This window comes from Acinetobacter sp. YH16044 (genome assembly GCF_013417145.1).
Lineage (GTDB): Bacteria > Pseudomonadota > Gammaproteobacteria > Pseudomonadales > Moraxellaceae > Acinetobacter > Acinetobacter amyesii.
In genome coordinates this window covers 77354-91071 of sequence record NZ_VPEK01000004.1, presented here as the reverse complement: position 1 = coordinate 91071, position 13718 = coordinate 77354, and the positions used below count along the sequence as shown (strand labels likewise).

Here is a 13718-nt window from a genome sequence, read left to right as displayed (position 1 = left end):
CCCATCATTCCACATTTTGCTGATATAAAGGTCAATCTTGCAAGGATCTAGCCTGAAAGATATTCACCATAAGTTAACAAGCTCTCGTTTTCGGGAGCTTTTTTTTCGGTTAAGATTGAACACAACATGATGAAAAAATCAGAGCACGCATTGCCAACGTTCGCACCTACATTACAAAAAGTCTTATTGTTCGGATTATTTTTTATCCTGATTTTTTTGAGCTTTAGCGTACTCAAATACTTTATTGTGCCGGTTGTTTGGGCAGCGATTATTGCTTATATGACTTGGCCGCTGTATCAATCGGTGCATCGTTTTTGTGGCAATCGTGCAAATCTAAGTGCGGCGCTGATGATCTTACTGGTGGTGCTCGTGGTAGGTCTGCCGGTGATTTTTGCGATCTTCTTGCTACAACATGAAGGCCGTAACTTGTATTTTGAATTACAAAAGCAAGTTTTCTCTGGTCATGTCAATGTGCCTGATTTTATTCGCCAACTGCCGTTTATTGGTAAAGAAGTCAGTCGTACCCTGCATGAACTGAACAATGATCCAAACAGTATTATTCAATCGGTACAAATTTGGATTCAGGGGCATTTGAACTACGGTAAAGTTCTGGTCGGCGAAGTCAGTAAAAATATCTTTAAGCTGTGTTTTGCCGTGATGTCTTTATTTTTCTTCTATCGTGATGGTCAAACCATTTTAAGTCAGGTCAGTAAAGCCCTCGAAATGGTGATCGGGCCACGTATTCATCATTATCTTGCCACCATCTCGGATACCACACGTGCCGTAGTGTATGGCATCGGTCTTACCGCCATTGCCCAAGCTTTACTTGCCGGTGTTAGCTATTTTGTCGCCGATGTGCCTAACCCAATGTTATTAACCATCATTACCTTCATGTTGGCACTGATTCCTTTTGGCCCACCGATTTCATATACCGCTGTATCGTTGTGGTTATTTTCACAAGGTCAAACCATTGAAGCCATTGGCGTCATGGCTTGGGGTGTTTGTATCGTGAGTACGGCCGATAACGTGATTCGTCCTTTAGTGATTTCAGGGGCAACGCAGATTCCATTCTTATTAATCATGTTCGGTGTTTTAGGTGGTATCGCCAGTTTCGGTCTTGTCGGTTTATTTATCGGTCCAGTGATCTTGGCTGTATTGTTAGCCATTTGGCGTGAATGGTTGCATGAAACCCAAATTGAACCCGTCATGATGCCCAAAGCAACATTGGCACATGACTTAGACAATATGGATGATAAGCCTGAACAACCTTAATTCAGGCTTGAATTCATTAAACAAATATTACAATCAAATACTTAAATTATCTGTCATCCTGTATCCGCATCTGTTTCAATGGTTGAAATTCCATAAAAACAGACAGGATGCCAAACATGTCTTCACTATTTAAATTCGGCGCGCTTGCTGCGGTCAGTGCCCTGATGTTTACAGGCTGTGCGAGTACCTCGACTTCAACAGGTCTGAATGCAAAAACCGTGACGGTCAATGCCGTGACTGCTCAAGGTATTGGTCAAAGCATCGGTCAAATTAACATGGTTGATAGCCCTGCTGGCTTGGTTATTCATACCAATTTAACCCAGCTTCCTCCGGGTCCACACGGTTTCCATATTCATGAAAAAGGTTCTTGTGCCCCTGCTGAAAAAGATGGAAAAGCGGGTGCTGCACTCGCTGCGGGTGGTCACTTTAACCCTAAAGCGGCACCTCACCACGGTACACCGTTAACCGGTCACATGGGTGACTTACCGATCCTTCAAGTTCAAACGGATGGCACAGCAAAAGTGAATTTAATTGCACCGCGTTTGAAATTGGCGGATGTACAAGGCTTAGCCATCATGGTCCATGCCGGTGGTGATAATTACTCTGACGACCCTAAACCTCTAGGCGGTGGCGGTGACCGTATTGCCTGTGGTGTGATTCAATAATCGATCTTATGCATAGATTTGAACAAGCGGACTTTAAGTCCGCTTTTCTATTGAATAAAAATTGACAGTTCACAGAAAAAAGCTCAGTCTAATTTACAAAATCATTCGAATACTTCATAACTCTGTGAACACGCGACTCTCTTGGTTTCAACAGTTTCAATCCAGTGCAATCATTATGTATTGCCTGCAAATTTGTATTGTTTTGAGTGGCACCACGCTCGGATTATATTTTCTCGGTTTTCATAGTTTTATTGTGCCCGTCACCTTAGGTGCGATTGCCACTGCACTCACGGACTTTGATGACCGACTCAGCATCCGACTGCGTAATTTGCTCTATGTCTGCGTACTCTTCTTTAGTGTCAGTAGTATTTTAGATTTTCTCTATCCCTATAAGCTGCTGTTTATCTTGTATCTTTCACTGTCCAGTGCAGGATTTATTTTATTGGGGGCTTTGGGGCAACGCTATGCCACGATATCTTTTGGCACGATTTTACTATCGATTTATACCATGTTCGGCTTGGGCGAATATGAGACCTGGTATTTTCAACCTAGTTGCTTTGTTCTAGGGGCTTTATGGTATGGCTTGACCTCGATTCTCTTTTACCTGATTAAACCCACCCTACCCGTACAAGACAATCTCTCGCGTTGTTTTTTACAAATCGCCGAAGTACTGAATGCAAAAACACGCTTATTCGACCCAGATAATGTCAACAATGTGGAACACTTACTATATGAATTATCACTCAAAAACAGTGATGTCATTCCGAGTTTAAACACGACCAAAGCTTCTTTACTCACCCGTTTAAAAGCCTCAAGAGCCAATAAAAACACCATCTACTGGCTGAATTTATATTTCTTGGCACAAGATATTCACGAACAGGCCAGTGCGAATTATTTACACTACGAACAAATTCATCAAAATTTTAGCCGTACCGATTTAATTTTCCGTTTTCAAAAAAATATTCGATTACAAGCACAGGCTTGCCAACAGTTGGCCTATTGTATTTTGCATCGGCAGCCCTATCAGCCTGATCCCATTACCGCGCAAGCACTGGCACATTTGCATGCCTCTTTGCAGGAGTGGATGGCCAATAATCCGGAAAATATAGAAGTGAAAAATCTACAGCTGATCTTGAGTAATTTGGACAGTGTGCAAGAACGCTTTTCGCATGTGCAGGATTTAGATCATTCACAGCAACAGGCCTATCAGCAGCATATCGACAACCTCAATTTACTCGATGACGATATTCACGGTTTGCACGATTTATGGCTCAAACTGAAACAGCATTTGAGTCCAGAATCTGCCTTATTTCGCCATGCTGTTCGCATCGCTTTTGTCTTTGCGATGGGCTATGCCATTTCGCTACTGCCCTTTGCCAAAAATGGCTACTGGATATTATTGACCAGTTTATTTGTTTGTCAGATGCGTTATTTTGCGACCAAAAGTCGTTTAAAGATGCGGACTTTGGGAACCATATTAGGGGTCTTACTTGGCATTCCTATTTTGTATTTTGTGCCGAGTGTCGAAGGTCAATTGCTGCTAACGATTATTTTTGGCGTATGCTTTTTCTATCTGAGTGCCAAAAAATATGCCATGGCGACCCTCATGGCAACCTTAATGGTCTTGCTGATTTTTAATTTAAAAGGCGCAGGTTATGCGGTCATTTTACCGCGTATCGTTGATACCCTACTCGGCTGTTTTATTGCATGGTTCGCGGTGAATGTCATCTGGCCAGATTGGGACTTTCGCAATATTTCCAAGACCATTCAAAAAAGCTCTGCTGCGACCCTGCATTATTTTGATGCCGTGGTTGAGCAATATCTCCATGGAAAAACCAATAGCATTGATTATCGCCGTGCCCGTCGTTCAGCCCATAATGCTCAAACTGAACTGTCGAGCATGATTTCTAGTTTAAGTACTGAACCTGATCCTGACCAGAACTTAATACAACACGCATTTCGCTATTTGGTCTATAGCCATAGTCAACTTAGTTATATTTCTGCGTTGGGGAGCCACCGTGAACAGGTACAAGACCAACAGGTCCTTGAACTGCTGCAATGGTGTCAAAGCACCTTAGACGACGTCTTAATTCAGCAAAAACCGCTCAACCCTGAGAAAATTCAGCAAAAACTTTTCGAAATTCAAACACTCAGCACTGAAGAAATGCGGTCTAATCACCTACAACTGGTGCTCAAGCAGATCAGTTTATTATTAGAAACATTAGCCGAACTGATTCAGCTTCGAACACAACTGATTCAGGCGGAAATTAAATAAAATCATTTGAGACTCATAATGAAAATGCTTAGTTTAGGTCTTAAACGCCTCATATTGCCTATGATTGTGGCGACCTCTTTCTTAGCTGCATCTTCTATTATTGCAGCACCGACAGCACAAGATTTAAAGCGTATTTTGGAATGTCAGGCCGATTACGACACCTACCATGACACTTTGCTCGATTATGAAAAGGCTCTGGGGCAATTGGGCTGGAAACGCCATGATGACCCACATCAACCGTTTATTTATATCTATAAAAATAAGCAGCCTGTTGAATTTTTTGGCATGCCAACCCAAGAAATTGGCCTGTCTTCCAATGCAGTATTCGCGATCTATCGCCAAGCCGATGTGAAAAAACTTGCCCAAAAATATAGTATTGAACAGCATCCTATGTTTGCTGGCTTACCATTTTTCCGTGGTGAAAAAATCCTACGTACGGAAGCTGAAACAGATGATCTACATGCCATCAATCACAAACTAAGCCTGTCTGAAATGACCGGAAAAAGCCCGATGATTTTACTCGGCTGTAACTATGAATTTGATCAGGGTTCGATTGAAGATGCCTTAACGGATCTAGAAGGTTAATCCGAGCAGACGACTCAGAATTAACTTTAAAAACATTTACTTAGATTCAATATGCAGATCAATTATTTCAACAGGAACGCTTCGTTCCTGCTGTGCTTTCAGGTACACTCAAGACTGAAATCACTTTGAATTTAGACTTCGCATGAATATCAAGACCTTACGCTTTGTGGGCCTACTCGAAGGCATCTCCTTTTTATTATTATTGTTCATTGCTATGCCAATGAAGTACCTGATGGATAATCCAATATTGGTCAAATACGTCGGTATGGGACATGGCGTCTTGTTTATTGCCTTCTTGGTGGTGCTATTTGTGGTCTGTGAAAAGCAAAAATGGTCGCTCAGCGTATTTCTAATGGGCCTAATTGCATCGATTTTGCCTTTTGGCCCGTTCATTTTCGATCACAAATTAAAAAATGCAGAACAACCGGCAACATCAAATTAAGACCTTATGCTGTAAATAACAAAGCCCAATGTTGTTCTACGCAGCATTGGGCTTTTCTATGATGGCATGAATTCGAATTTAAAATTCACCCGTCAATTTACGTTGTCGCATAATATCTCGCACCACCAAGCGTGGTAGGCTGAACCACAAGATAATGAGGGTAAAGCCTGCCAAACTATAGGCCCAAAGGCCAAAGTTTTCATACAGCACGCGCACGATTTCAATCACGGCAAAGAACGTCAGCATCATGATCACAGACACTGCCGCAGCCACTGTGCCCTTCGACATTTCAGACGACATTAAGGCAAAACGATAGAGCACAGAAAAGCTAATCCCTTCACCAAAACTGACCAAACTCATGCCGAGAATGAGAAAGGTCAGAAAATAACTTTCAGTCATCGTCCCAATCACCACGAGGCTCGTCCCGAGTAACATCAGCGGTAGCCCGATCATCACAGACTGACCTAGAGGCAATTTATCGATGATTTTAATCAGGACAATATTACCGAGGATCAGACCACCCAAAACGGGAAACTGTGCCATGCCGTATTGCATGCTACTCAGTCCTAGCTGCTCCACCAATATGACCGGAGATAGCGCAATCCAGAGCATCAGTGGCATAGCCACCATCGGTAGACCCAGTGTCAGCGCCAAAAAGCGTTTGTTTTTTAACACCTGTTTAAAGTCATCGATAATATAACCCACCGGTTGCTTTGGAATACTGATGTGCTGAGTCGGCATCTTGGCCTTTAAACCAAACCAACTCAGAAAAGATAGAAATGCGATTCCTATAAAACCCCAATGCCATGACACGTGATCAATCATAAAGGCACCGAGGACAGGGCCGATCAGTGGCGCTAGTAGTGAAATATTCGCCATGATCGCCATGACTTTGATGGCATCTCGCTCTTCAAAAGTTTCCTGTACAGCGGCATAGCCCACGGCTGAAATGACCGATAATCCAAAACCTTGTAAAAAACGCAATGTTAAAAAGCTTTCGATATTATGCGTGAGCAATATCGCTAAACAGCATAAGCTAAAGAATGCCACACCACCCAACAGGACTTTTTTTCGGCCTAATCGATCTGACAAGGGTCCTAATATTGCAGCGACACAGGCACCGCCCAATAAGTAAAAGGACATCGACGAGGGTGCCCATGCACTACTCACACCAAACTCTTGGGTAATCGCAAGCATGGCGGGTTGGACTAAGTCGTTGCCGATATAGACAGAAAATTCAAATAAAACCAGTGCCAAGGGAAACATTAAGGTGGCACGACTTAATTTTGTGGTTTGTACGTTTTGCATTGTTATCTACATATCAAATGTGTGCTGTCGAGCTTGAAATAACAAATAGGGAGAGACACTTCAGCCCAATGACGAGCACTGTAATATTAATTTTAAAAATGAATTTTCGGCGTATCCGCCATATGTGCGTCGTATTCACAAGACGCTAGATAGAGATAAAATGAACTTCAACGAACCGATCTGTCGGTTTGAGTCCGACTATTTTAACAGTGTTTACTGGCGTTGTATTGGTCTTTTTATACAGCCGATTTTATGGCTTTTCATTGTCTGCTTTTTGGATAAAGCGACCTTGTTTTAGGTCCTCATAGGCTTGCATGACTTCTGCAAAATGATTCATCACAAAATAACCTCGCCCATAAATGGGCTCATTTAAAGGCTACGCCGATAAATACAACATGTGGCTATCTTCGACTGCCGTCAATTCTACATTTTCACCTTGGCTCGACATAACTGCCATATGCTGTGCATTTAACGGTTCATCTGTTTCAGTAAATTTCAGCTTGCCCGAGCGTAAATATACCAGCGTGGTATCCCCTTCTTGTGCAGGCAGTGTGATGCTTTGATTTGCTCTGACAAAGACATCAAATACTTGCATAGGTGTATGTGTTTCTGCAGGGCCGTGGGCTGTTAAATATTGCCCGGCAATCACCCGTACATAACCTGCATTATCTGCTAAATCCACTACAGGAATACTGGCTTTGGCTAAGCTCTGATAGCGTGCAGGATTCATTTTATCTTTGGCAGGCAGATTGACCCAAAGTTGCAAGATTTCAAATGCTCCGCCCCGCTGTGCAAAGGCTTGGCTAAAAACTTCTTCGTGTTGTATTCCTGAAGCAGCAGTCATCCACTGCACATCGCCCTCACCAATGACGCCACCGCCGCCAGTCGTATCATGATGTTCAAGTTCACCTTTAAACACCAAGGTGACGGTTTCAAAGCCTCGATGTGGGTGTTCCAGCACACCTTTTTTCAGTTGGGTTGGTTTCAGCACCCCAGGCCCTAAATGGTCGAGTAATAAAAATGGCGAAACAGTATTGCCCAATTCATAATGGGAAAAAACTGAAGTCACTGGAGCAAAGTCACCGACAGGTGTGCCTGAATCATTGACGTGAATAAAAGCGAGGGTTTTCATCATACAATTGAAATCTGATCATGATTTGAATTCGGTTCAATATTATTAAAAACTATACGAACTCACGAGAAAATTTTTAGGATTGAATATTCTATGTTTAGGATGAAAATTAAGATACGCGGAAACTCATCCGCAACTGTCCGAGTCAGGACACATTCAATATGTAAAGTTTCTGCGACCTACACAATTGAAGATGGTATTTGACGAGTTTTGCGGATGAAAGATGGTTTTGCTACTTTTGCCGAAACAAAAGTAGATACGAGCTCCAATCATCGAATTTAAAATGAAAGGACCCCGTCATGCTGAATATTTAATAAGAAATTTAGACCTTAACTTTTTATAATTTAAGGACACTTCGCCGATTGGAAAGTCTTGGTATTTTTACCACGTTGGCACTGATATTCCTTTTGCGTATTTACACGCTGCCAGTCACCATCCACCAATCTAAAACTATAAATAGTACGAATTGATTTCACCGAATCATCCATTAAACCCGTTTCAGTCACTTTCACCTGCCCCGCATTTGGCGACTCAACACGGTTAAAGTACTGACGAATTTCCACAGTCGACAACTCTTTACGCAAATCAGGACGTTCTTTTAATACCTGATCGAGTGGTGTAGCAGAAGAACCGACTTTAGACACAATTTTCTGCGTTGTCGCACAACCCGCCAACATCCCCACACACAATGCAGACACAGCAATTAAACGATACATAGAAGCAACTCAAATTTATTATTCAGACCTATCATGCCGAACATTTGTCCAAAACACTATTTAAGCAATGTAAAAGAAGTAGTCCATTCCACAAAATCAATGTGCTGTTTCTCATCCATAGGCGGCTACAAAGTCGTGCTATAACCATAAAAAAACGCATCTGAAGATGCGTTCTAGTACGTCTTTAAAAAATTAAAGATCGAACAATTTACCTGGGTTCATAATCGCATTTGGATCGAATACTTTTTTCAATGCTTTCATATATTCGATTTCTTCTGCTGAACGTGTGTAATCGAGGTAAGGCTTTTTGGTCATACCCACGCCATGTTCTGCTGAAATTGAACCGTCATATTTTTTCACAGTTTCAAATACGTATTTATTTACCACTTGGCATTTTGCAAAGAATTCATCTTTACTTAAATCCGCAGGTTTCAAAATATTTAAGTGCAAGTTACCGTCACCAATATGACCGAACCAGCAAATTTCAAAGTCTGGGTAATTCGCTTCCACAATTGCATCAATTTCTTTAATAAATGCAGGCACATGTGTAATCAGAACTGAGATGTCATTTTTGTATGGAGTGAACGGTGCGATTGACTCTGAAATGTCTTCACGTAAACGCCATAAGCTATGTACTTGGTCTAAGCTTTGGCTCATCACGCCATCCAGTACCCAACCTTGTTCCATGCAATGTTCAAAGATTTCCATTGCCGCATCCATGATCGGTTCAAATGGTGCTTCAAACTCAAGTAAAACATAGAACGGACATGGTGTTTCAAATGGACGTTGTACATGACCATTGTCCAATACTTTTTGCATTGCAAGCTCACCAAAGAACTCAAATGCAGTCAGGTCGATTTTCTTTTGGAAGGCATGTAGAACAGGCATAATCGCATCAAAATCAGGCACACCGAGAACCAACACTTGTAAGTCATTGGGTTGACGTTCAAGTTTGATTTCAGCTTCAGTCACTAAACCTAGCGTACCTTCACCACCAATAAATAAGTGTTGAAGTGCATAACCAGTCGCGTTTTTGATCATGCCTTTGTTCAAGCGCAGGATGTCACCTTTACCTGTAACCACAGTCATGCCCAACACCCAGTTACGAGTCATGCCGTATTTAATCACTTTAATACCACCAGCGTTGGTACCAATGTTGCCGCCAATTTGTGATGAACCAGATGATGCAAAATCGACTGGGTAATACATACCTTGTTCTTCAGCATAATTCTGAAGTTGTTCAGTCACCACGCCTGCTTGTACGCGAACCATACGGTCAGCTGGGAAGAATTCCAAGATTTGGTTCATCTTGTCCATGCTCACCACGATTTCACCGTTGGCAGCCACAGCACCTGCTGATAAACCGGTACGACCGCCACTCGGGGTAATCGCGACATTAAATTGGTTTGCCAGTTTAACAATTTGTTGAACTTGCTCTGTGCTTGAAGGGAAAACGACGACCGACGGGTTTGGATCGAAGTGCTTAGTATGGTCACGACCCCAATTTTGGAGACTATCCGCATCGGTTTTAATTCGGCTTTCGCCAACAATAGCGGTCAATTGGGTCAATAACTCTGGGGTTAAAGCGACTGGAGCATTCATCGTTTTCAGACCTTGCAAGAAGTAAACAAGTTTTTTTAAAGGTCCAGACTTCATTCAGTCAAAACTGCGGTAACGCATATTTCAAGGGAAAAAGCCTGAAACAGAGCGCATCAAAATGTCAGGGAATTGGTCATGATGATTTTGAGCGGCACCATTATAAGCTATAACTGGGCTTTTTTTGACAAAACCCAAAGAAAAACGTGATTTCAAAATGTCACGAGGAATATGACCAAGTTAATTAGACCAAATCTAAAAAAATTGACTCATCATTCGCAAAAATAGCCATGACGTCGGTCATAAAGGAAATGTATATCAGGCGACTTCCTATGCTATTATATGCGCACTAAATTTGGCCTTTGTAGCGGAGCCGTAATGAGCCAACATCTTTCTTTACCTAAAGATAAAATTCGTTTCTTGTTGTTAGAAGGCGTTCACCAAAACGCAATCGACACTCTAAATGCTGCTGGATACACCAACATTGACTACCGTAAAACTGCGCTTGAGGGTGAAGCGTTGAAAGAAGCGGTTAAAGATGCTCACTTCATTGGTATTCGTTCACGTACTCAATTAACTGAAGAAGTTTTTGAAGCGGCGAACAAACTGATTGCTGTGGGTTGTTTCTGTATCGGTACAAACCAAGTGAACTTAAATGCTGCAATGATTCGCGGTATTCCAGTATTTAACGCACCATACTCAAATACGCGTTCAGTTGCTGAACTAGTACTTGCTGAAGCGATTCTATTACTTCGTGGTGTTCCTGCAAAATCTGCTTCAACTCACCGTGGTGGTTGGAACAAGTCTGCAGTTGGTTCATTTGAAACTCGTGGTAAAACTTTAGGTATTGTTGGTTACGGTTCGATTGGCTCGCAACTTTCTGTACTTGCTGAAAGTTTAGGTATGCACGTAATTTATTACGATGCTGTAACTAAACTTCCAATGGGTAATGCACGTCAAGTCGGTTCTATGGGTGAACTTCTTGCGAATGCAGACGTGGTTTCTTTACACGTTCCTGACGTTCCATCTACACGTAACTTCTTCGGTAAAGAGCAATTTGCTCAAATGAAAGAAGGCGCAATCTTCCTCAATGCTGCACGTGGTACATGTGTCATCATTGAAGATCTTGCTGATGCAATCAAATCTGGTCATATTGCTGGTGCGGCTGTAGACGTATTCCCTAAAGAACCGAAAGCAAACGGTGAAGAATTCGTTTCTCCACTTCGTGGCTTAGACAACGTGATTTTGACTCCTCACGTGGGTGGTTCAACCATGGAAGCACAAGCGAACATCGGTCTTGAAGTTGCTGAAAAATTCGTTGCTTACTCTGATAAAGGTATGACTTTATCTGCAGTGAACTTCCCAGAAATCGCGTTACCGTTGACTGAAGGTAAACACCGTTTACTTCACATCCACAAAAACGTGCCGGGCGTTCTTTCAAAAATCAACAACTTGTTTGCTGAACACGGTATCAACATCTCTGGTCAGTCTTTAATGACTAAAGGTGATGTGGGTTATCTTGTGATGGACGTTGATGCAACTGCATCTAAAGAAGCTTTGGATACTCTTCACGAAGTTGAAGGTACCATCCGCGTTCGCGTATTGTTCTAATTTAATTAGACACTGAAGCCACAGCCTTCGGGCTGTGGTTTTTTTATTGTAGTAGACTTTTAAAATCTGGCTTTTGCCAATCTCCCGCTATTCGAGTCATCGAAACAAATTTAGTCTATGCCAAATTTTAAAATTACCCCTGCCCTACAAGCACCACTGATCTTGCTTATTGCCATGATCAGCATGCAAAGCAGTGGTTCTTTCGCCAAATACCTGTTTGGTCAGTTTCCCATCCTGACCGTGTCCGCGATGCGTTTACTGCTCGGTGCATTAATCTTGGCGATCATCTTTAAAATTTGGCAAATCAATTTTAAACAAGTCAAATGGTCTGCAATTATCAGCTATGGCTGTGCGCTTGCAGGCATGAATATGCTGTTTTACTTGTCCATTGATCGCCTACCTCTCGGCATTGCCGTGTCTTTTGAATTTATTGGCCCTTTAAGTGTTGCACTATTGGCAGCAAGACGAAAATTCGACTTCGTCTGGGTCGGCCTTGCAATTCTAGGCCTAATTTTGCTGTTTCCATTTGATCAAGCAGCACAACGTCTTGACCCAATTGGGATCTTGCTTGCCCTCGGTGCAGGTGCGTGTTGGGCACTCTATATCGTGGCAGGTCAAAAACCATCAGGGGTCTCAGGCAATCATACCGTTTGCTTAGGCATGTTCGTCGGCATGTGTGTTCTGATGCCCATCGCAATCTTTGCAGGTATGCCGGCACAGGCGTTTGAGCCAAGTAGTCTGCTGTATTTTATTGCACTTGCGACCTTAGCCAGTGCTTTACCTTTTACTCTAGAAATGATTGCGCTACGTAACATGACTGCGCTGAGTTTCGGTACACTCATGAGTTTGGAACCCGCTGTTGCCGCTCTCTCGGGTTTTATCTTTTTGCATGAACAATTGTTATGGACACAATGGTTGGCATTAGCAGTGATTATCAGTGCTTCGATTGGCTGTACTTATACCACGCAAAAGGCCAAATCAATTTAAATTCAAACCGCCTTAATCTTTTGAAAATATCTCCATTTTTTATTTTGAATTTAAAAATGGTGGCGATTTAAAGACGATCTTTTATATTCAATTTTTTTTTAAATTCAAAACCTGCAAATTGCATTTCTGCCTCTGAAAAGTCATCAATGATTCAACATTAATCGCTATACTGTACTGACTCAAAAATAGGGCTCAACACCGCCCAACAACTGTGTGCCGCATGCCAAATTCACAACTTCTCGCTGTTGTTTTCATGGTGCTCTCCATGATTTCCTATCAGATCAGTGCATCATTCGCCAAACAATTATTTTTGGTGCTTGATCCACTCAGTGTGACCATTTTACGACTCTGTTTTGCTTCAATTATTATTTGTTTAATGTTTCGTTCATGGCACATTTTAAAACGACTGTCGTTTTTAAAATGGCGTGATCTGCTCTGCTATAGCGCAGCACTGTGCCTCATGAATGTCTTGTTCTATATGTCACTGGGCAAACTCCCTCAAGGCATTGCCGTAGGACTCGAGTTTATTGGGCCGCTAGGTTTGGCACTGCTGTCGATTAAAAATCGTAGTGACTATATTTGGGTCTTTTTGGCGATCTTAGGGATTGCGTTGATGGTGCCTTGGGGACAAGCCCAGAGTGGTAATTTCTCAATATTTGGAGCAGCTTGTGCCTTAACTGCGGGGCTATGTTGGGCATTCTATATTTACTTTGGACAAAAAGTGGTACACCAAAATATTGGTATGCATGCACTGACCATCGCCATTAGTTTATCGGCATTGACCTTATTACCCATCGGCCTCTATAACAACGCATCAGCTTTATTGGATACACAATATTGGCCTAAAGCCTTGTTGATTGCGATTTTAGCTACAGCCATACCTTATGCCCTTGACCTCAAAGCATTGAAGATTCTAAGCAAGCTGAGTTATGGCACATTGTCGAGTATCTCACCTGCTTTGGCAGCCATTACGGGTATGGTGGTATTGGGAGAACGCATTAATATAGGGCAATGGCTTGCTTTGGTGTGTATTATGCTTGCCTCGGTCGGGGTGACAATGCGCTCCTCTCGCACTACAACGACTAGCGGATCAAACTAATTTTCATCTTTATCGCTGAAATAAAAAGAC

At 42.2% G+C, this 13718-nt stretch carries 11 protein-coding genes and 1 pseudogene; 8 read left to right on the top strand and 4 right to left on the bottom strand.

What is annotated here, in order from left to right:
- Nucleotides 1-150: 150 nt before the first annotated feature.
- The 5 genes from FTV38_RS04295 to FTV38_RS04275 all read left to right on the top strand — a co-directional run bounded on the left by FTV38_RS04295 (nt 151) and on the right by FTV38_RS04275 (nt 5239).
- Nucleotides 151-1272 carry an AI-2E family transporter gene (locus FTV38_RS04295; RefSeq protein ID WP_180021676.1) on the top strand — a complete coding sequence of 374 codons (1122 nt, stop codon included), beginning with the start codon at nt 151-153 and terminating at the stop codon, nt 1270-1272.
- Nucleotides 1273-1388: 116 nt separating this feature from the next.
- A complete protein-coding gene (gene sodC, locus FTV38_RS04290) occupies nt 1389-1937 on the top strand; it encodes a superoxide dismutase family protein (RefSeq protein ID WP_180021558.1) in 549 nt (182 codons plus the stop codon).
- A gap of 124 nt (nt 1938-2061) precedes the next feature.
- Nucleotides 2062-4212, top strand: coding sequence for a YccS family putative transporter (gene yccS / locus FTV38_RS04285; protein ID WP_373887000.1), 2151 nt, complete (start codon nt 2062-2064; stop codon nt 4210-4212).
- 18 nt (nt 4213-4230) lie between these two features.
- Complete coding sequence (locus FTV38_RS04280) at nt 4231-4797, top strand: hypothetical protein (protein ID WP_180021556.1); 567 nt, start codon at nt 4231-4233, stop codon at nt 4795-4797.
- 142 nt (nt 4798-4939) lie between these two features.
- The gene (locus tag FTV38_RS04275; protein ID WP_180009670.1) at nt 4940-5239 is read left to right on the top strand and encodes a DUF3817 domain-containing protein; all 300 of its coding nucleotides are present in this window, start codon (nt 4940-4942) and stop codon (nt 5237-5239) included.
- Between the two features lie 78 nt (nt 5240-5317).
- On the opposite strand, the gene FTV38_RS04270 is transcribed toward FTV38_RS04275, so the two are convergent.
- From FTV38_RS04270 to FTV38_RS04255, 4 genes and pseudogenes are all read right to left on the bottom strand, one after another.
- The gene (locus FTV38_RS04270) at nt 5318-6547 is read right to left on the bottom strand and encodes an MFS transporter (protein ID WP_078189336.1); all 1230 of its coding nucleotides are present in this window, start codon (nt 6545-6547) and stop codon (nt 5318-5320) included.
- A 250-nt stretch (nt 6548-6797) separates the two neighbouring features.
- Nucleotides 6798-7679 (bottom strand): annotated as a pseudogene (locus FTV38_RS04265) (pirin family protein).
- Between the two features lie 344 nt (nt 7680-8023).
- Nucleotides 8024-8395, bottom strand: a complete 372-nt coding sequence (locus tag FTV38_RS04260) for a hypothetical protein (RefSeq protein ID WP_078192499.1) — start codon at nt 8393-8395, stop codon at nt 8024-8026.
- 192 nt (nt 8396-8587) lie between these two features.
- The gene (locus FTV38_RS04255; RefSeq protein ID WP_180021672.1) at nt 8588-9997 is read right to left on the bottom strand and encodes an FAD-binding oxidoreductase; all 1410 of its coding nucleotides are present in this window, start codon (nt 9995-9997) and stop codon (nt 8588-8590) included.
- A gap of 372 nt (nt 9998-10369) precedes the next feature.
- Here FTV38_RS04255 and serA point away from each other — a divergent pair, with 372 nt between their 5' ends.
- From serA to FTV38_RS04240, 3 genes are all read left to right on the top strand, one after another.
- Nucleotides 10370-11602: a phosphoglycerate dehydrogenase gene (gene serA, locus FTV38_RS04250; RefSeq protein ID WP_180021554.1), complete on the top strand. Its 1233-nt coding sequence runs from the start codon at nt 10370-10372 to the stop codon at nt 11600-11602.
- A 117-nt stretch (nt 11603-11719) separates the two neighbouring features.
- On the top strand, nt 11720-12589 hold the full coding sequence (locus tag FTV38_RS04245) for a DMT family transporter (protein WP_180021552.1): 870 nt from the start codon (nt 11720-11722) through the stop codon (nt 12587-12589).
- 220 nt (nt 12590-12809) lie between these two features.
- Nucleotides 12810-13688: a DMT family transporter gene (locus tag FTV38_RS04240; RefSeq protein ID WP_180021550.1), complete on the top strand. Its 879-nt coding sequence runs from the start codon at nt 12810-12812 to the stop codon at nt 13686-13688.
- Nucleotides 13689-13718 lie beyond the last annotated feature (30 nt).